The organism is Enterovibrio nigricans DSM 22720, from assembly GCF_900167155.1.
Taxonomy (GTDB): Bacteria; Pseudomonadota; Gammaproteobacteria; order Enterobacterales; family Vibrionaceae; genus Enterovibrio; species Enterovibrio nigricans.
On record NZ_FUXU01000055.1, the window covers coordinates 13,232 to 30,984 of the forward strand.

Consider the following 17,753-nt stretch of genomic DNA (forward strand, 5'->3'; position numbering starts at 1 on the left):
CGAACCCACACGATGGACGCAAAAAAAATCATAGGGGTGATACTTGTCACCCCTCTCCTTGCGGTGCTCGCCAGTTACCTTGCGGGTTGTATTTATTTTTTGATGCATGACGGTGAGTTATCACGCGTCATGCCGTTAACCTTTATCGAACAATGGCGTTATTACCATGACGATATGGCCTACCAAAAATCATTGAATATCGCCGCAATGGGAGGCGTAGGGATAGCGTTTATTGTGCCCCTTCTCATTGCCATGTTCGCTAATCGTGAGATTGAGCAGTTGCACGGCTCGGCTCGATGGGCGAACAACAATGAAGTGTTCAACCACTATAAACTGGCGAAAACCAAAGACGACGGGCAAGGGATCTTAATTGGACGTTTAGGCCGCCGTTTTTTGTACTACACAGGCAATGCGTTTGTTTTCCTTGCTGCTGCCAGCCGAGCAGGTAAAGGTATCGGTATCATCATCCCCAATCTTTTGCGTTGGTTTGGTAGCTGTGTTGTCACTGACTTTAAGAAAGAAAACTTTGCGATCACCTCCAAGTTTCGCAAAGAAGTGTTAAAGCAAGACGTTTACCTGTTTAACCCTTTTGACGAATCCGGTGAAACGCACCGCTACAACCCGCTTGGGTACGTGCGAAATGACCACTTAACTATTCCTGACATTCTCACGATAGCCGAAATGTTTTACCCAACCGACGTTGGAGACGCCACCGCGAAATATTTCGCATCGAGCGCGCAAAACCTCTTTCTCGGGCTTGCGCTGTATGTCTACCAAACGCCGGAGCTGCCCTTCACCATTGGAGAAATATTAAGGCAAGCCAAGGGAAAAGGAAAACCTCTGAACGAACACCTCACCAGCATCATTGAGGCACGTTCCGACCTTTCTGCCTCTTGTCTTGAAGCCTTAAATGACTTTCTTGCACTGGACGTTGAGAAAGGACAATCAGGGGTTTCAAACACCTTGAAAGCCTCGCTACAAGATTGGAACAACCCTATCTTTGATGCGGCGACCAGTGCCAACGATTTTAATTTTCTCGATCTGCGTAAAAAGCGCATGACCATATACATTGGGATCACACCTGACTACATCCCCGTAGCAGGGCGTATTTTAAACCTGTTTTTCAGCCAGCTTATTAACCTCAACACCAAGGAGCTACCGGAGCAAAACCGCAGTTTAAAATACAAAGTGTTGCTGCTGATGGACGAGTTCACCGCAATGGGTCGAAGTGCCATTATCGCCAAATCCAACAACTACTTTGCAGGTTACGGATTGCAATTGCTCACCATTGTGCAAAACCCAGCACAAATACGCGCTAACGAACCAGAGGGATACGGGCAAAATACCGCGACAACCTTCATTGGCAACCATGAAGCACAACTGATTTATACCCCTGAGAAAGAAGACGCAGAAGAAATGTCAAAGTTCTTGGGGGATAAAACCGTCAAGGTTGAAAGTGAACAGCGAACCACAGGGAAAAGCGGCAAAACTATCACGGTCAGTGAACAACGACGCGCATTGATGCTGCCTCAAGAACTCCGTGAAATGCCGTTTGAAAAGATGATCATTATGATGCGCGGCAGGAAGGCTATCTATGGTGACAAAATTCACTACTACCAAGAATCGCCTTTCATTGACCGATTGAAAGCCATTTCGCCATCCCTTGGCCAAATCAAAGGCATTCCAACCAAAGCACAGCTTGACGATGCCATTGCCGCCAAAGAGCTTCAAATCACGATTGAATCCGTGGCTCAAGAAATTGTAGAACCCATTCCAGTATTTGCGTCACCACTGGATAACTTACCGTCTCGCCATACTCAGACTCCCCCTGAACCTGCTATCGCTGACGAACACGCCCTCGCTTCGCTCAGTGAATCGCACTATGACGAAGACGACTTACCCGACTTTTGACAGAGGAATATCCATGCAATACGCACTCATGCATTTTGACGATGATGAATTTGATCCCTTGATTGATGCCAACGAACTCCATGCCCTTCATCAGGGCGTTTTTAAGGGGAACGTTCAAACTCAAAGTTTGAACTCAGCGTCTATTTTGATCCGAACGCTTGCGAAGTACTTTGGCACGTTCTGCGGCGGTTTTCTTGGCTGGGGCCGCCTCCGGCTCAGGTTCAACAGGCTTATCTGTGTCTATTCCTGTATTCAAACCATACATATCTGTTTTACCTCGTGTTATTTCAGTATTGCAGAGCCGAATTAGTCCTCATATGACACAGAAAGTTCCTCATTCACAAGCCACACGCACAGGTGAAATCAACGTCATACGTTTTTAAACAATAAGGAGCCGTATTGATGACTAAACGATGTTTTGTATCAAAAAACACTTTCTTTCTCTTTTTGCAAAAAATCCATGCACTGCCAAACACCTTCATTGACGTTCAAACACTTGATGTAGGTAGAGGTTTGGAAAAGCAGTTAGATGAACATCGAGAGTTGCTAGAAGCCATTGAAAAAGAAACAGGATATTTCAGCTCAGAACGAGGATTTTATTCTATTGGTCATGCCGAAACTCTAGACGATTATCTCTCTTATCTTTATCAGCTGCGCTTCGGAAAAAAAGCTGCATCTGACACCGCGTTCAATTACTTACGAGTTAAACCGCCATTCATCCAAAGCAATGATTAAGTCATTGTTTGAAGCAACAGGAAGAATCATGAATAATCTCATCCAACTTAAAAATGAAACTAACCCCTACAACACCATATTCTACGCCATAGAATGGCATGGAGAGTCATTCAAAACCATAAAAACAAATCTTTCTTATATTTTTTACTTGAGACAGCTTTTTGATGGAGATTGCGGATATGAAATGTTTGAAGAAGAAATACTCTATCTTTATCAGATGATATTTGGAGCAAATTATATTATCAAACCAAACTCACCATTGATAAAGGCAAACTCTTTTCTTTTTACTTTCGTTAGCGCTGAGTACAACGTTCTTGATATATCAAATCAAGAATTAAAGCACTTCATAGAAGAAAGAAAACAAGCAAACCGTGATTTTGATGCAATGAAACACTTCCTTATCAGCAATATTGATAAATATCACCCTTGGCACTCTTTAAGACCCAACGCCTCAAATGAGTGTTGGAGCAAAGAAAAGCAACGCATTGAATCATTATCGTTTACGCCAACGCTATAAGTCGCTCTACAAAACCATCATCCATCCAATTCGTGTTACCAGATAGACGCTTAAATGTATCTTGGTTTATTGATATTTGACCATCCGCCATTTCTCGTTGCGAATCAGTAAATATTTTTGTGATTGAATATTTGTCATCAGCCCATAAATTTTGCAGTGGCAAACGGCTTGGCTTGTTCAGCACAAATCGAAACTCAAATCTATCTGCAAATAAAAAGTCAGCAAGCAAGAGTAAAATATAAGGAACAACCCAGACAGGAATGTTTTTGTAAGCCCATATATTTTTATTATCAGCACGTTTGATTAACTCAGCGAACTTCGTTATTGGAAAGTTCCCCTTTCCGCACGCTCTTAAGCAAAAACAGTATGCGGATTTTACATTGTCTGGTTCAAAGAACAGCCATCGTAATTTTTCAGCGCGATAGATATCCCAATGCTCTGTGTGCAGTCCTAATAAACGATGACTCGCTTGTCCTTGACTCGATTCAACGCAGTAATCCATGGGGTCAACATCATCGCTGTATCGATAGTGAGCGTAATGTCCATTGATATTAGGGCTTTGCGTTCCTTTGGTATACACCGTTTCTTTACAAGCAAAGCAGTAGGGGAAGACCCCTTTTTCCTTGTAGTTCGCCCCTGCTTCTTTCTCAAATTCACTCGCCGTTACTGCTTTACCAAACGGTGAGTTGTACCCCGCTAATTTCATATTCTCAATTCACAATTACAAAAAGGAGTGCATATTATGCGCTTATTCATCGCTGAAAAACCATCATTAGGCCGTGCCATAGCAGAAACCATTGGCATAAAAAAATCGCACAAAGGCTATATCGAATGCACTAACGGTGACGTTGTCACTTGGTGTATCGGTCATTTGCTTGAACAGGCTGAACCTGAACACTATGACGATTCACTTAAATCATGGTCACTCGATACCTTACCCATCGTCCCGAAAGAATGGGTTTACGTGGCAAAGGAAGAGACTCAAGACCAACTCAATGTGGTGCTTGAGTGGATAAGCAAATCTGACATTATCGTTAATGCTGGCGACCCTGACCGCGAAGGGGCTTATTTAGTTAATGAAGTGTTGGAGTTTGCCAACATCTCACAAGAAAAATGGGATAACGCCGAACGTGTCTTTATCAATGACTTGAACCCAAAAGCCATTGAAAGCGCGTTAGAAAATATCGAACCCAACAGTAAACATATTGCCATGTCCGACGCGGCAAAATGCCGAAGCCGCGCTGACTGGCTCATGGGGATGAATCTCTCTCGCATTTGTACCCTGTTAGGCAAACGCCAAGGACACCCAAGCGTGTTTTCATTTGGACGCGTGCAAACCCCAACGTGTCAGTTAGTGGTTAAACGAGACGTGGAAATTGCCAACTTCAAGCCTGTCCCTTTCTTTGATGTTGACTCACACTTTGAACACGATGGGATCGCCTTTAAAGCAAAATGGCAAATACCTGAGAGTGTCAGCGAAGACAAACGCTGCCTTGATAAAGCAACCGCACAAGCTGTCATTGCATCGATAGCCACACAAGCCACGGTAACACGCTTTGACACCAAACGCGCCAAGTCTCAACCACCGTTACCTTTCTCTCTCAAAACATTGCAAGAGGCCATGTCGAGCCAATACGGGTACGGTGCAAAAGAAACGCTCGATATTGTGCAATCGCTTTATGAAAAGCACAAAATTGTCTCGTACCCGCGAACTGACCAACAATACTTGGCCAGCATCAAGCGTGACGAAATTGAACCGATTTTGGCAAACCTTGAAGGGGTCAATAACAAAGAGTTAGCAGCATGGGCAACGGAAGCAGACACATCACTTATCAGCCCTTGCTGGAACGACAAAAAACTGGAGGGCAAAGCACATACCGCCATCATTCCGACCACTCGCGCACCGGATTTGGATGCGCTGGATGACAAGGAACGCAATGTCTTCCATGCCATTGCCAGCCGTTATCTTGCTCAGTTCTTTCCTGTTGCCGAAGATGACAAAACCGTTATCGAACTAAAAGCCGGCACGCACGATTTTAAAACCACAGGAACCGTTGAAATCGTCAAAGGCTGGCGCGTCGTTTTGGGTAAAGACAAGGAGAAAGACGAACAATCCCTCCCCGCTCTCAACCAAGATCAAACGATAGCGGTATTGAAAGCAGAATTGCTTGAGAAAAAAACCACACCACCAAAACCATACACCGAAGGAACACTGCTTACTGCGATGTGTAACATCGCAAAAGAAGTGACCGATCCGACGCTCAAAGCCAAGCTGAAAGAAACCGCAGGACTTGGCACAGAAGCGACACGCGCTGGCATGATTGAGACCCTTAAAGAGCGTGGCTACCTCGAAACCAAAGGGAAAAACATTGTCAGCACCCCTCTCGGTCAAATGCTCATTCTTGGACTCCCAAACAAGCTGCGTGACCCTGCCATGACTGCGATTTGGGAACAGCAGCTTGATGTCGTAGAAAGTGGCGAATGCAGCTTAGAAAAATTCATGAGCGTGATTGAAAAGACCGTCACAACCCACGTTGACGATTTCAAATCCGGCAAGCTCCTTTTCAAACTTCCTGAATCGACATTGCCAAAATGTCCGAAAAAAGACTGCGCGGGATTTACGATTGAGTACGACGGTAAGAAAGGCAAAGCCTTTAAATGCAGCGTTTGTGAAACTCGCTTTAAGTATGACAACGGCAAGGTAGGTAAAGAAATCAAGAAGATTAAAAAACTGACGGTTTAATTGGGATAAGGTTTGCCTATGAACTCGAAACAGAAACACATTGTTCAAACCTACTTTGCGCAATTACCCACTCGCGCCCTCACTGCACAGGAAATCGATGCCATCCATGATAGCTACGCTCGATGACTCCTCACACAAAACACTGACTGGACAAACATTGATGAATTCACCCAATTGATTGAAAAGATCAAGAGGGAGCCACCGTTGCAACCTCCAGAACACAATCTACTAGAGAAATAACCTATGAAAAAACGATTGATCCTAGTCGTAGCATCGCTACTGCTTACGGCTTGCTCTGCGCCAAAACCACCGTCAATCACGGGTAAATATGAGGAAGTGAATCTCGTTAAACCTAAACCGCTTTCTGAAGACGTCGTGATACTGAAAGATATTCAGCATCAATTAATTACCATGAACGCCCTTCACGTTGCGCAATTAAACCAAGAGTCACAACCCCAACCATCACAACGGTTTGTGATCCATTACCCCTTTAACCAAACCGCCGCCTCGACGCAGCAAATGAAACCCGCCCTTGTTGCCGCGAAATCCGCCTGCAAAGTCGAACTACACGCAAGAACTGATGGGGCAATCCCCACGGAGGGCGATAAAACGGTTGCCAAAAATCGCGCCGTTAACTTGCGTAATCAACTGGTCAGATACGGCATTGAGCCGACGAAAATATTCATCAACTACGCCGCGTCTACGGACTACGCAGATAACAACTGGACGACACAAGGTAGGGCTAACAACCGCCGTGTCGAAATCAACATTTACGACACCTGCATGGAAGAATGATTATGAAAAAATCACGCCTCTCTTTATCCGTATCTGCATTGATCATAGGGGCAATTCCCATGACTACATTAACGGTCTCTCCCTCCGCCTATGCCGCCAGTGATGCCGATTGTTCCATTTGGCTCTGCTTACCAACGGGTTTTCCTAGCGGTTGTGGGGATGCGAAAAGCGCATTTAAACGCCGCATAAAAAAACTCAAGCCCCCTTTGCCGAACTTCTCCAGCTGCCTGCTGAAAAACAGCCCTTCTGGTTCGAGCATGAGTTACAAGGAAAACGTTGCAGCCAAAATGCCCGATGGCAGCTATATCCACGGAAGGCCGTGCATCTACAAACGCTACAACAAGGACAACATTACGTGGACACCTTACAAATGCACAGGCACTTGGTACTACATTGATACCTACATGGGCAAGCAAGGCTACGGCGAGCGATTTTATTACCAACGATGACGGGAAAGGCGGTAGCAATACCGCCTTTGTCTTGCATGGCAAATGACATTAAAAATCAACGCATCATCTTTAGGGTGACAGAAGACGAAAAAAAAGCGTTCTTAAAAAAGGTGGAAGATGCACAAACCACGGCTTCTGATTTGTTACGCGAACGCGTATTAAAAGACGAATATTTCATTGTGGCGAGAGAGCCAAAAGCCAGCATCGACAAACAAAAATTGCTCTATCTCTACAATAAAACCTCCAACAACATGAACCAATTGGCGCACCAAGCCAATAGCTACAATCAAGCTGGAACGCTCACCGACCAACAATTTAAGCAAATCCTCGTCAACCTCATTACCATCCGAAACCTTTTGAAGTCAGGGATCGAGTATGTTGATTAGAGTGAGTGGCGGAAAAGGCGGTATCAAGGAGTATCTTGAAGAGGGTATCAAAAACGGGCGGGATTATTCACGCAATGAACTCGATGATCGCGTGATACTGAGTGGCGACCTTGAGCTTGCGAACGACATTATCAACACGATGGATACTGAGGGTGAAAAGTACCTACACATCACACTCTCGTTTAAAGAAGACCATATCGACGAAGCCACATTAAACGCCGTCACCCACGATTTTAAGGCATTTGCGATGAAAGCGTACCAGGGTGAAGAATACGCCTTTTACGCCGAAGCGCACCTGCCTAAAATCAAAACGTATGTGGACAAATCAACCGGAGAAACCGTCGAACGAAAACCCCATATTCATGTGGTTATTCCAAGAAAAAACTTAGTTGATGGGAAACGATTAGAACCGTTTGGATTTGACAAACAAAATGACCGTTACATTGATGCTTTCCAAGAAGTCACCAATGAAAAGTACCAATTAGCCAGCCCCAAGCACCATGTACGAACCACGTTCACCAATGAAAGCACAATCATCAGCCGCCACAAGGCGGATCTCTTCCCCGCACAACAGCGTGACACCAAAAGCAAAGCCCTTGAAGTATTACTCAGTGACAACATCACCACCACCACGGCATTTGCTCAAAAACTCGAAGCAAACGGGTTCGACGTAACGATACGCAATCAAGGCAAAGGCAACGAATACCTCAACATCAAATCACCGGAGCAAAAACGAGGGGTAAACCTTAAAGATAACGTCTTTCAACCTCAGTTTGTTGCGCTGCCAAAGGCAGAAAAGATGAAACTCCTCGATAACCAATACAACCCCTATAGAGAGAATGGTGACAGTCCGTATCGAGCCACAAAAAAGCACCACACCGATTTACAACATTGGAATACCACTCGCGCAGACGAGTTGAGATACGTCAATCGACGTAATCGCCAGAGGTATAAAACCTTAACCCCTGAGCAAAAACAGCAATTTCTCACAGACAAAAGGAATGAGCATGGACAATCAAGCGTTCCAAGAGCAAGTTTTGACGATATTAGCCAGTCTCTCAGAGCAGCAAGCCAGCATTTGCTTAATGCTCAACGACATCGTGGACACCTTGAATCAGGAGTCCGAAATGTCACTCATCGACGAGCTATCCGAGCTGCTTTTGCCAATCTCGAACGACACGCAGGAGATCAAAGCCCTCCTATCATCGAACGGCACGCCAGCAGCAGACTCAGCCAAATCCGTTACGACTTAAACACTCAAGTCCTGCCCGATGTAAAACACATCAAACAGCACATTGATGCACTGGCTCTCCTCCATCGCTTATCAACAACTCACGGCGTTGACGTTGATAAGTATGCCATTACAAAAGGCAAGGACGGCGGTGATCGCATTCAATGCGGAAACCGACACCTCAACGTCAGTGATTTTTTGACCAAAGAAATGCACCTCCCTTGGAAAGATGCCAAACAGTACCTTGAAGATCGCTATCTTGCACAGCAAGGCATTGACCCAAGGCAAGCGGTGAAAGAGAAACCAGAGCCAAACCTTATTCAAGCCGCTTGGCGAACGCAACGCCAAAGTGAGCGTGAACAACGACAAACGTACCTCACGCATTACCGCTTAGAGAAAACCACCATTTACAACGATAAAACGTTGTCGAAAGAAGCACGCAATATCGCGCTATCTATCGCTCAGATGAACAAAGTCATTCATGACTTGCAGTTTAAACGTGAAAGCAGAGAAGCCAGAGAGCAACTGGTTTATCACGCCCAAAAACCAAACAAAGAGGAACACTCGATGAGAGAAGAAATTGGGGTTGTCGTGTCGCACAAAGAAGCCCCGTATCAGCATAACAAGAAGAACGCATTAAGTTATGTGGTGGAACTTGAGAGTCACGGCAAGGTTCGTGAGGTATGGGGCAAAGACCTGAAACGTGTGATGGAAAAAAATCAGGTTCAGCAAGGCGATAAGATAAAGCTGACGCAGAGCGGACAAAAAGATGTCACGGTGACAGAAAAGCAAGAGCAAGCGGACGGTTCAATCAAACACGAACCGCTCGATACAATACGCAATGAGTGGCACGTATCGACTGCCACGGATGCAGAAATACAACAGCATCGCATCAGACAAACACCTGAAAGCACCACCACGCAATCGGTGAAACCAGAGGTCAAGGCGTCGCCCACAAACACACAAGGGCACAAACCAAACAGTGAAAAAACATTATCACCAGACACGACGCAATTTTATGACAAGCATTTAGAAGCAAGCCGACTTCTTATTCAATATCCAAAATTAAAAGAACTCGGCATTCATACCGAATCCATTACCAAAACGGAAAAAGGTGATAAAATACAATATAGCGAGAAATCATTAACGGTCACTCAGTTAATGAAAGAAACTCACCTTTTAAAACCAAAAGAAATCATTTCAGAACTCAAACCTTTATATGACATTCAGGTGAAAGATAATGAACGCATTATCAAATATAAAAACAATTACATGAATAATGAGCGAAAGCCATTATCTGAATTTAAAAATGAAACACAAAAAACAAACCAAACACAACAGCAAGGAATGGAGCAAACGTTATCACCTAGCCATGAACCTGAGAAAGAGCGCAAGGTATTAACGCCTGAGCCTAATAAGTTTGGTGAGCACATTACTCACGAAACGAATAAACAAGGTTATGTTACCTACTATCAAGGCAATGAAAAATTGGTTACGGACAGAGGTAACAACATCTTGGTCGAGCAAGAATCCAATAAGGCAGTAGAAATAGGATTGCGCCTTGCTATTGAAAAATACGGCAATCATTTAGACATTAAGGGCACAAAAGAATACCAAGAAAAAATCATTGATATTGCCGTCACCAACAAGTTAAACATTTCATTTAAAGATAAAGCTTTAAATGAACAACTGATCGCCAGAAAGGCGCAATTTGAAAAGGGCGAAAACCTCATAACCAAAGCAGAAAACGCCCATAAAGCACAATCGAAACAAACGGAACAAGGACAGCAGAAAGCGAAAGAACAACCAGCGAATCAACAGCAAAAACCAACCAAAGGTTGGGAGCGATAACCAACGAAATAGCCTTGGCTATCCTCTTGTGGGCGGGGCGAAAATGTCACATTTTGGGGCGAGTTCGGCGGAGGGTGTGGCGAGGGTTTCAAAGGGAGTATCCCTTTGGCACAGGGGACGTATGATAGCTACGGAGTAGCGTTTGTCATACGTCCCTGTCGTGCCTATGTCCTAATTCTTATATCATCGTTATATCAGAATCTTATCTCTGCTATATCAGACTCTATCACTTTTCATCAAAACCTACCTGGTTCTTACAGAATCATATCAGTTTCATATCAAGATTTTAGTACAGGCTTATCAGGATATGACTATTAATCTGCAAAGCTTAAAAGAGATCGAAAATGAGCTTGAATCGTACACTCAAGCCAACGCTCAACTTTCAAAGATCAAAGCCATTCGAAAGCTTTACCATCGGCTAGAAGAAGCCTTAGACAATGGTTTAACCATCCAACTTTTATGTGACTACTTGAATCAAAAGGGATTAGAAATCAGTCCTAATTATTTGTATTTAGTGTTACACCGGATCAGAAAAGAAAGAGGTAATGAACCTAATTCAAAACCAATAAAAACCATCACGAAAGAAAATTACGCACCTCCAATACTTCCTACTTCCCCCAATTCAGAGGAGCCGCCTGAATCTGAAATCAATCCTTATGATTTGATGATGGAAAAATACAAGCAATGCACAAACCAAATAGATAAATACGTTGTACTTGGCGGGAACCGTGAAGACATTGAAGAACAAAATATATCAACTCAACGCAGCATGGTGATGAACCTACGCAACAAATTAAGACAAAAACACAAAGGGATATATTAATGAAAATATGTGTTATCAACTTTTCAGGTAACGTGGGCAAATCTGTTGTTTCTCAACACTTACTCAAACCACGATTAGAAAAAAGTGAAATCATTGCCGTTGAATCCATCAACTCGGACGGCACAAATGATGAAAAAATCAAAGGCAAGCGTTTTAGTGACATTATGGATAAAGTCATGGAGCATGATAATGCAATTATCGACGTTGGCGCGTCCAACGTCGAAGATTTTATCCAGCAGATGAATAAAGCCATTGGTAGCCACGAAGAATTTGATTATTTCGTAGTGCCAACCATTTTCAAAAACAAACAAATCACCGATACCGTTGCAACTATCGAAGCTTTGGAAGAAATGGGGATTGAAAAAGAACGTATCCGTGTTCTTTTCAACCTAATCAACGAAGACATTATGTTGAAAAAAGATTTTGCGGCGATTTTTGAAAACGATGATTTGGCGGTTGTTAATAGTCACTGTGTAATCCAAGAGAACGAGTTATTTAACAGACTGCACGAAGTCGAAAATTTCACCTCTATTGCTGATTTGGTCAACGACCCAACCGATTACCGCGCATTAATCCAACAAACCGACGACAAGAGCGAACGACTTATTTACTCACGCCGTCTCGGTTTACGCCGACTAGCAACTGGCGTTGAGCGAATGCTCGATAACACCTACAAGCAACTGTTTAAGTAATCGCACACCACCACGTTAAGCACATACCCACAATCGGCGGGAGATTTTCCTTGCGGTCTCCCGCCCTCCTCATGTGGATATGTGCATAACGCCGACACTTTGAGGCTCCACGATGAATAACGAACCGCTACCGCGTGATTTAAAAGAAATTTATCTGCTTGAAACGTTGGGGGAAGTCATTTTGCTCAACAAAGAGCTTAAAGAATTGCGCGATGAATCCATGATGCGCATTGGTATCACGCAAAACATTATTGACGAACAACTGACCGCCAGCCGTGAAGTGCTCGCCCAATACACACAAGCCGCTAACGCGCATTTCGCCACAAAAAAAGAAGAACTGCGCGACATCGCAGAGCACGAACTCAAAAAAGCCCTCCTAGACGCGCACAAGCAACTGCTTATCGTTAACCCTCCCAAGATAGGGATGAGTAGCCTTCTGCCCTGTGTGCTGCTTTCTGGGGCTGTTTCTGCCCTGATTTCGATAACTTGCGTGTTCCTATTTTTAATCTGAGGTATCAACGATGAAAAAATTCCTTATTGCCGCCGCAATTGCCTTTGGGTGTATCACCCAAACGCAAGCGGGGATCCCTGTCAGCATCGTCCTCGATGCGCCAGCAATGCTAAACCAAGCCCAAAACTTTGCACAAATGCTCAAAGAATACGCCGCCATGCTGCAACAACTTGATGAAATGCGTCGTCAATTTGAACAAATGGAACGCGAATATAGCTCCGTCACAGGGTCACGCAACCTAGGTGATATTCTTAACGATCCAGCGTTTAAGCAATACCTCCCTGACAACTGGCAAGATGTTTATCAAGGTGTGCGCAACAACGGGTATGAGGGGCTTTCTGGCACAGCAAAAGCCTTGCGTGACGCAAGCAAGGTTTTCGATGCCTGCGAGTACATCTCTGATCCAACAGAAAAACGAGTTTGCAATGCGCAAGCCGTAAAACCAGCCCAAGACCAAGCATTTGCCAATGATGCGTATGAAAAATCACAAAATCGAGTCAATCAAATTGAAAGCCTCATGCGTGAGATCAACCGCACCAACGATCCAAAAGCCATTGCAGAACTCACCGCCCGTATTCAAGCAGAGCAAGCCATGATCCAAAACGAACAAACCAAGCTGTCATTGTATCAAGCTTCTGCTGAGGCAGAGCAACGTCTTCTTGCACAACAAAACCACGAAATGACAAAAAAACTCATCGCATCAAACAACTACGGAAAACCCGTACCGCCTGTGGAGTTTTAATCAATGGATATTTCTATTTTTCAATATTTTAGTGTCTCATTTGAAAATCTACTTCAAACCTTCGTTGTGACGGGTACTCAAAACATCATGGATGGTATTAAACCTATCGTATATACGAGCGTTACGCTTTACATCATGATGCAAGGTTATGTACAAATCATGGGGAAAACAGACGATTTAGCGATTGATGTAGTAAAAACCTGCGTTATCGTGCTGTCTATCTCGCACCTAACGTTAAATATCGGAAATTACACCGAATACGTCATGGGTAGCGTGGAAGCTCTCGGAAATGGATTATCTGGTGCGGTAGCAGCAACTGGTGGTGAAAATATTTACAAAACGCTCGACGAATTACTCAAAGTAGGTGTTGAGCAAATGAATTACTGCTTTGGGAAAGCGGGGTGGGATCCGTCCACTTGGATGTGGCTGGTATGCGGTATTGTTGTCATGCTTGCAATTGGTGCGGTCACAGCTTATGCGGCTGTCATTGTGTTGGGTACAAAATTCATGTTGGCGATGCTTTTAGTGGTTGGTCCAATCTTCATCATCATGGCATGTTTTCCGCCTACTCGTCGCTTTCTGGATAACTGGCTTGGCAAAGTATTTGAAAACATTCTGGTACAAGTGTTTGCTGTCGCTATCATCATGATGTTAATGAGAATAATAGGTACATACACAGAGATAAATAACCTAACGAACGGTGACGATGCCAACCCCGCAGCAATCATCGTTCAAATCGCGATCATTGCAGCGATTCAAATTTATGTCATTAGGCAAATCCCGAATCTAGCAGGTTCACTTGCAGGAGGTTTTGCATCCGCGATGCTGGCATTACCGAAAATCAACGCCAAACCGGACAGCCGCCCACTTAATAGTCAAGACCGTATCAACAACAGAGAAACATGGACACAGCAGCAACAAAACCAGATCAGTGGAGGAGGGGCGAAAACTGGCACTTCACCGAAAAATGACCTCTCACAAGATTTAAGAGATCGAATTGCAGAACATAATTTGAAGAATAAGTAACAAAAAATCCCCGATTCTTCGGGGATTTTTTCACAAACATCATAAACATGCCATACTCACATCGTAACCTCTTTTTTGCGCTTCCATATCCATCAAGTCAATTTTCTTCTCTCTGAGGGACGCTTTATCAAAAGCCCCAAAAGCATCACAATTTTTCTCACTTGGATCAGCTTTAACCGCCTCAAAAAGTTCGATATGCTTTGCTGTCACTTCCTCTTTGGTCATGGCCTTAACTTCTTTTCTCATTGCATTCACATCGTCTTTTGTTACTTCTGCAAACGCATTGAACGACAACATCAAAATAGGGATAAGCAAATATTTTTTCATTTCAAACATTCCTTTCGCGTTAATGGTTCAAATTATAATCACCGCCTTAAACGCCAGCAATAAATATCAACTCAAGGATCATCAAGCTGCCGCCGCTTCACCCCAGCATCAGAGGATCTCATTTGTGGTTTGCGTCATGGTTATCAAGAGCCGCGACTTTTCCGGTTCAGGGCGGATTGCCTCGCCGTTGTTGCTAACCAACGAAAATGTACTTCAATGCGGCGATAAGCACAGCTAACCCCACACCAAACATGAACTTCTTAATCCAAGAAAGATCCGTTTTCATCTCGGATAAATCTGCTTTCAAGTCCTTATGCAACACTTCAACATCGCTTTTTGTCGCCGCTTCATTAGCAAACATTTCACCAAACAAACTGACCATTTCCTCAGCCTGTTTTTCATTCATACCTGCACTTTGTAAACGCTTGATAGCTTTGTGTGTATCTAAGGGAATTGCTGTCATCGTTCAATCCTCAATCTCGATTCCATAAACCCATCATGCGCGAATACCGCACACCAATCAAGCAAAATGCGCGATTATCGCTCATTAAGCTTGTTCTTGTCTGTGTTTGATTCCTTCAATGATCAGCTCAACGGCTGTTCGGCGAGTTCTCCACCAATCATAAAACGTGCGACGTGGAACGTTTGCCAGATCAGCAACCTCCTTTGCATCCAGTCCAACGTTTTCTCGGCAATAGGCAGAAAACGCCTCTTTCTCTGTTACCTGTGTCATGCTTCCTCGATGTGCGTATATCACTCACAATGGATTTAGTGTGCGCTATCTGCTCACAAACAACAACCAAAGGCTCGTACTGGCTATACAATTTACAAAGAAAGATGCCGCGAACACTCTCGCACTGCCCCACAATCGACACGCTCTCCCGTCGATTGTGGGGCAGTGCGATTTTTTGCGAGGCGAAGAATGAACCTCGCAAAAAAATCCAGCACGTAATGCTGGATTAAAAACTAACTACACTCCCAGCACACCTCTTCCCCACTTTGCGCTTCATACTCTATATCTGACTCCCTGAGATAACCGCTCCCGTTATCATCCCACTGGCAATAATACGCTTGCTGTTCTCGCTCCACCATTTCACGATGATCATGCTTTCTATCAAGGGGCTTACGCCTCTTGCTCCATCAAAAACTGATGCGCTTTACTCGCAAGGCTTGCGGCCTTGAAAATGAATTTCTTGTCGCTGTCTAACTTGCTTAACCATCCTGCAATGTAACTCTCGTGTTGAACCTCTCCTGTGATCCCAAGGTCAGCACAGCAGAACGCCGCACCTAATTCCGCTACAAGTTCCTCAAATGCGTAATCTTTTGAACCAAAGCTATTTTTCAGATTGCGGTCTAAACGGCTACGATGGCCGGTTGCGTGTACAAGTTCGTGCCATGCTGTTGCGTAGTAATCACTTGAAGATTGAAAACGGTCTTTTCTCGGCATGGTGATTTGATCGTGACTTGATGAGTAAAACGCACGAACGCCGCAATGCTTAATCGTGATATTTGTTTTTGCAATCGCTTCCTCTACATGCTCCAACACGTCAAAATCATGCTTGGTGCGCGTTTCGTTAACGCTAACGGCTGGCTTTTCGATGTTTTCGATTTGATCGAGGTTGAACACAACAAAGGTTTTAAGCATTGGGATCAATTCTTTCTCGCCGTCTTCGTTCTCCTTCTCCCACGTTTTGTAGTACACAATCGCCGTCCCTTTCTGACCTTTGATCACGTTACCGCCTAGCTCAGACGCTTGTTTGTAAGTCAACCAGTAAGGGCTTGAAAAACCTCTCTCGACCGTTTCAGACCAAAGCAGAAGAATATTGATCCCTGAGTAAGTCGATTTCGTCTTAAAGTTCATGGGTAACATTGAGCATTCATTTGTTCTATCCCAAGGACACGCCCACGGTTTCACACCACTTTCTAGGGCTGCGATCACACGGTCGGTTACGATTTGGTGAATGTCTTTAGCAACCTTAACCACTTTGCGCTTTTTGCTCGCTTTGCGAGCCTTACCCATTTCATTTTTGGCAGTTGCCTGAGACTCCAAGTTCGATAACTTGGTCGCCTTTGGCTGATTAGAGATTGTTGAGTGGATAGCGTTTGAGTAAGTCATGGCAGAGTTTCCTTATTGAGTGAATTTTTCATCTTCGTTGTCGCCTGACTGTCTACTCCTAAAACAGGGTTCTTATCTGCAAGGGCGCGAAGCGTTTATATACCCTTGCAGATAAGGTTCTGCGTTGAGGATGGTGACAGGAGGTTGCGAGGCGAAGAGGGAAAATCACCGAGGAAACGCCATGACTGGCGAGAAGGTAAGGCGCGATTACAAGCACTTATCCGGCAAAGACGAAATGCCTTATGAGCGTTCTGAAAGAAGGCGAATGCAGTTATAGCAGGCGTTGCTTCAGACGCCCAGTGAACTGCGTGAAAACATGGGCAAGTGTATAGGTGTTAGAAAATAATCAAAAAACAGTGAGATAAACAAAACGCGTGTAGCATCAGAAGAAAGGCTTTAGAATGATGCTGGGTGCTCGTGGGCTTTCTGCCATGAGCAAAACCAGTCTTGCACCTGGTAGAAAGAACAAAGCCCCGAAAGTTAATGTGATTAACCAACGAGGCAATGTACATGTATCCAACAATACAAATATTAGCCTCTTCATCAAATGGAGGCAATGAAAAATGCCAAAAAGTAAAACCGCCTTGGCGGGATTAGTGGTGATTTGCGTCACTGTGTTGGTAGGACTATGGATAGTCCAAGACTCACTTTGTGAGGTTCGGTTCAAGAATGAACAGACCGACATTCTGGCACGCTTCGTTGTCTACGAATCGGTGAAGTAAGCGAGACAGGAAGAGGGGCAACCCTCTTCCTGATTTTGTCTTGTTAAGAGACAAGCCAACGAGCACCCATTCTTCATAGACTGTGCAGCAAAGGCGTTTTCTTTTAAGATGGCCAAAAGCCACCACAGCAGTCATCTTCATGCCGTTACCTGAATTTATCGACAACGCCCTGCTTC

The 17,753-nt window shown here is 44.3% G+C and carries 21 protein-coding genes; 15 read left to right on the top strand and 6 right to left on the bottom strand.

Annotated features, from left to right (window positions below; translation table 11 throughout):
• Window positions 1-12: 12 nt before the first annotated feature.
• The 4 genes from B5D35_RS16630 to B5D35_RS16645 all read left to right on the top strand — a co-directional run bounded on the left by B5D35_RS16630 (window position 13) and on the right by B5D35_RS16645 (window position 3,163).
• The gene (locus tag B5D35_RS16630; RefSeq protein ID WP_078753658.1) at window positions 13-1,911 is read left to right on the top strand and encodes a type IV secretory system conjugative DNA transfer family protein; all 1,899 of its coding nucleotides are present in this window, start codon (window positions 13-15) and stop codon (window positions 1,909-1,911) included.
• A gap of 13 nt (window positions 1,912-1,924) precedes the next feature.
• On the top strand, window positions 1,925-2,221 hold the full coding sequence (locus B5D35_RS16635; RefSeq protein WP_078753659.1) for a hypothetical protein: 297 nt from the start codon (window positions 1,925-1,927) through the stop codon (window positions 2,219-2,221).
• 89 nt (window positions 2,222-2,310) lie between these two features.
• On the top strand, window positions 2,311-2,646 hold the full coding sequence (locus B5D35_RS24090) for a hypothetical protein (protein WP_170915210.1): 336 nt from the start codon (window positions 2,311-2,313) through the stop codon (window positions 2,644-2,646).
• Window positions 2,647-2,674: 28 nt separating this feature from the next.
• Window positions 2,675-3,163 carry a hypothetical protein gene (locus tag B5D35_RS16645; protein WP_078753660.1) on the top strand — a complete coding sequence of 163 codons (489 nt, stop codon included), beginning with the start codon at window positions 2,675-2,677 and terminating at the stop codon, window positions 3,161-3,163.
• Here B5D35_RS16645 and B5D35_RS16650 read toward each other — a convergent pair.
• A complete protein-coding gene (locus tag B5D35_RS16650) occupies window positions 3,147-3,869 on the bottom strand; it encodes a hypothetical protein (protein WP_078753661.1) in 723 nt (240 codons plus the stop codon). The two genes, B5D35_RS16645 and B5D35_RS16650, sit on opposite strands and share 17 nt — an antisense overlap.
• 36 nt (window positions 3,870-3,905) lie before the next feature.
• On the opposite strand from B5D35_RS16650, the gene B5D35_RS16655 reads away from it, so the two are divergent.
• The 10 genes from B5D35_RS16655 to B5D35_RS16700 all read left to right on the top strand — a co-directional run bounded on the left by B5D35_RS16655 (window position 3,906) and on the right by B5D35_RS16700 (window position 14,412).
• A complete protein-coding gene (locus B5D35_RS16655) occupies window positions 3,906-5,906 on the top strand; it encodes a DNA topoisomerase III (protein WP_078753662.1) in 2,001 nt (666 codons plus the stop codon).
• A 243-nt stretch (window positions 5,907-6,149) separates the two neighbouring features.
• Window positions 6,150-6,701, top strand: a complete 552-nt coding sequence (locus B5D35_RS16660) for an OmpA family protein (protein WP_078753663.1) — start codon at window positions 6,150-6,152, stop codon at window positions 6,699-6,701.
• Between the two features lie 2 nt (window positions 6,702-6,703).
• Complete coding sequence (locus B5D35_RS24095; RefSeq protein WP_244556638.1) at window positions 6,704-7,150, top strand: conjugal transfer protein; 447 nt, start codon at window positions 6,704-6,706, stop codon at window positions 7,148-7,150.
• 35 nt (window positions 7,151-7,185) lie between these two features.
• Window positions 7,186-7,536, top strand: coding sequence for a plasmid mobilization protein (locus tag B5D35_RS16670; protein WP_078753665.1), 351 nt, complete (start codon window positions 7,186-7,188; stop codon window positions 7,534-7,536).
• Window positions 7,526-10,618 carry an LPD7 domain-containing protein gene (locus tag B5D35_RS16675; RefSeq protein ID WP_078753666.1) on the top strand — a complete coding sequence of 1,031 codons (3,093 nt, stop codon included), beginning with the start codon at window positions 7,526-7,528 and terminating at the stop codon, window positions 10,616-10,618. The genes B5D35_RS16670 and B5D35_RS16675 overlap by 11 nt, the downstream gene beginning before the upstream one ends.
• Before the next feature lie 307 nt (window positions 10,619-10,925).
• Entirely contained in the window at window positions 10,926-11,441 is a 516-nt protein-coding gene (locus tag B5D35_RS16680) for a hypothetical protein (protein WP_078753667.1), read from the top strand.
• Entirely contained in the window at window positions 11,441-12,133 is a 693-nt protein-coding gene (gene stbB, locus B5D35_RS16685) for a StbB family protein (RefSeq protein WP_078753668.1), read from the top strand. The genes B5D35_RS16680 and stbB overlap by 1 nt, the downstream gene beginning before the upstream one ends.
• Before the next feature lie 112 nt (window positions 12,134-12,245).
• On the top strand, window positions 12,246-12,644 hold the full coding sequence (locus B5D35_RS16690; protein ID WP_078753669.1) for a hypothetical protein: 399 nt from the start codon (window positions 12,246-12,248) through the stop codon (window positions 12,642-12,644).
• Window positions 12,645-12,654: 10 nt separating this feature from the next.
• Entirely contained in the window at window positions 12,655-13,386 is a 732-nt protein-coding gene (gene virB5 / locus B5D35_RS16695; protein ID WP_078753670.1) for a P-type DNA transfer protein VirB5, read from the top strand.
• 3 nt (window positions 13,387-13,389) lie between these two features.
• Window positions 13,390-14,412 carry a TrbL/VirB6 family protein gene (locus B5D35_RS16700; protein WP_078753671.1) on the top strand — a complete coding sequence of 341 codons (1,023 nt, stop codon included), beginning with the start codon at window positions 13,390-13,392 and terminating at the stop codon, window positions 14,410-14,412.
• A gap of 39 nt (window positions 14,413-14,451) precedes the next feature.
• Here B5D35_RS16700 and B5D35_RS16705 read toward each other — a convergent pair whose 3' ends face one another.
• From B5D35_RS16705 to B5D35_RS16720, 4 genes are all read right to left on the bottom strand, one after another.
• Window positions 14,452-14,739 carry a hypothetical protein gene (locus B5D35_RS16705; protein WP_078753672.1) on the bottom strand — a complete coding sequence of 96 codons (288 nt, stop codon included), beginning with the start codon at window positions 14,737-14,739 and terminating at the stop codon, window positions 14,452-14,454.
• Between the two features lie 193 nt (window positions 14,740-14,932).
• Entirely contained in the window at window positions 14,933-15,202 is a 270-nt protein-coding gene (locus B5D35_RS16710) for a CCDC90 family protein (protein ID WP_078753673.1), read from the bottom strand.
• Between the two features lie 84 nt (window positions 15,203-15,286).
• On the bottom strand, window positions 15,287-15,472 hold the full coding sequence (locus B5D35_RS16715) for a hypothetical protein (RefSeq protein WP_078753674.1): 186 nt from the start codon (window positions 15,470-15,472) through the stop codon (window positions 15,287-15,289).
• A 390-nt stretch (window positions 15,473-15,862) separates the two neighbouring features.
• The gene (locus tag B5D35_RS16720; protein ID WP_078753675.1) at window positions 15,863-16,855 is read right to left on the bottom strand and encodes an ArdC family protein; all 993 of its coding nucleotides are present in this window, start codon (window positions 16,853-16,855) and stop codon (window positions 15,863-15,865) included.
• Window positions 16,856-17,418: 563 nt separating this feature from the next.
• Between B5D35_RS16720 and B5D35_RS16725 the strand changes: the two genes are divergently transcribed.
• Entirely contained in the window at window positions 17,419-17,577 is a 159-nt protein-coding gene (locus B5D35_RS16725; protein ID WP_078753676.1) for a Hok/Gef family protein, read from the top strand.
• On the opposite strand, the gene B5D35_RS24580 is transcribed toward B5D35_RS16725, so the two are convergent.
• Window positions 17,500-17,753: hypothetical protein (locus B5D35_RS24580; RefSeq protein ID WP_212567548.1), on the bottom strand; the 254-nt coding region annotated here is incomplete at its 5' end. The two genes, B5D35_RS16725 and B5D35_RS24580, sit on opposite strands and share 78 nt — an antisense overlap.

What these genes read in the sequence shown, in the direction of transcription:
- B5D35_RS16630 (WP_078753658.1), top strand. Translation starts at nt 13, where the DNA reads ATGGACGCAAAAAAAATCATAGGGGTGATACTTGTCACCCCTCTCCTT.
- B5D35_RS16635 (WP_078753659.1), top strand. Translation starts at nt 1,925, where the DNA reads ATGCAATACGCACTCATGCATTTTGACGATGATGAATTTGATCCCTTG.
- B5D35_RS16645 (WP_078753660.1), top strand. Translation starts at nt 2,675, where the DNA reads ATGAATAATCTCATCCAACTTAAAAATGAAACTAACCCCTACAACACC.
- B5D35_RS16650 (WP_078753661.1), bottom strand. Translation starts at nt 3,869, where the DNA reads ATGAAATTAGCGGGGTACAACTCACCGTTTGGTAAAGCAGTAACGGCG.
- B5D35_RS16655 (WP_078753662.1), top strand. Translation starts at nt 3,906, where the DNA reads ATGCGCTTATTCATCGCTGAAAAACCATCATTAGGCCGTGCCATAGCA.
- B5D35_RS16660 (WP_078753663.1), top strand. Translation starts at nt 6,150, where the DNA reads ATGAAAAAACGATTGATCCTAGTCGTAGCATCGCTACTGCTTACGGCT.
- B5D35_RS24095 (WP_244556638.1), top strand. Translation starts at nt 6,704, where the DNA reads ATGAAAAAATCACGCCTCTCTTTATCCGTATCTGCATTGATCATAGGG.
- B5D35_RS16670 (WP_078753665.1), top strand. Translation starts at nt 7,186, where the DNA reads ATGGCAAATGACATTAAAAATCAACGCATCATCTTTAGGGTGACAGAA.
- B5D35_RS16675 (WP_078753666.1), top strand. Translation starts at nt 7,526, where the DNA reads ATGTTGATTAGAGTGAGTGGCGGAAAAGGCGGTATCAAGGAGTATCTT.
- B5D35_RS16680 (WP_078753667.1), top strand. Translation starts at nt 10,926, where the DNA reads ATGACTATTAATCTGCAAAGCTTAAAAGAGATCGAAAATGAGCTTGAA.
- stbB (WP_078753668.1), top strand. Translation starts at nt 11,441, where the DNA reads ATGAAAATATGTGTTATCAACTTTTCAGGTAACGTGGGCAAATCTGTT.
- B5D35_RS16690 (WP_078753669.1), top strand. Translation starts at nt 12,246, where the DNA reads ATGAATAACGAACCGCTACCGCGTGATTTAAAAGAAATTTATCTGCTT.
- virB5 (WP_078753670.1), top strand. Translation starts at nt 12,655, where the DNA reads ATGAAAAAATTCCTTATTGCCGCCGCAATTGCCTTTGGGTGTATCACC.
- B5D35_RS16700 (WP_078753671.1), top strand. Translation starts at nt 13,390, where the DNA reads ATGGATATTTCTATTTTTCAATATTTTAGTGTCTCATTTGAAAATCTA.
- B5D35_RS16705 (WP_078753672.1), bottom strand. Translation starts at nt 14,739, where the DNA reads ATGAAAAAATATTTGCTTATCCCTATTTTGATGTTGTCGTTCAATGCG.
- B5D35_RS16710 (WP_078753673.1), bottom strand. Translation starts at nt 15,202, where the DNA reads ATGACAGCAATTCCCTTAGATACACACAAAGCTATCAAGCGTTTACAA.
- B5D35_RS16715 (WP_078753674.1), bottom strand. Translation starts at nt 15,472, where the DNA reads ATGACACAGGTAACAGAGAAAGAGGCGTTTTCTGCCTATTGCCGAGAA.
- B5D35_RS16720 (WP_078753675.1), bottom strand. Translation starts at nt 16,855, where the DNA reads ATGACTTACTCAAACGCTATCCACTCAACAATCTCTAATCAGCCAAAG.
- B5D35_RS16725 (WP_078753676.1), top strand. Translation starts at nt 17,419, where the DNA reads ATGCCAAAAAGTAAAACCGCCTTGGCGGGATTAGTGGTGATTTGCGTC.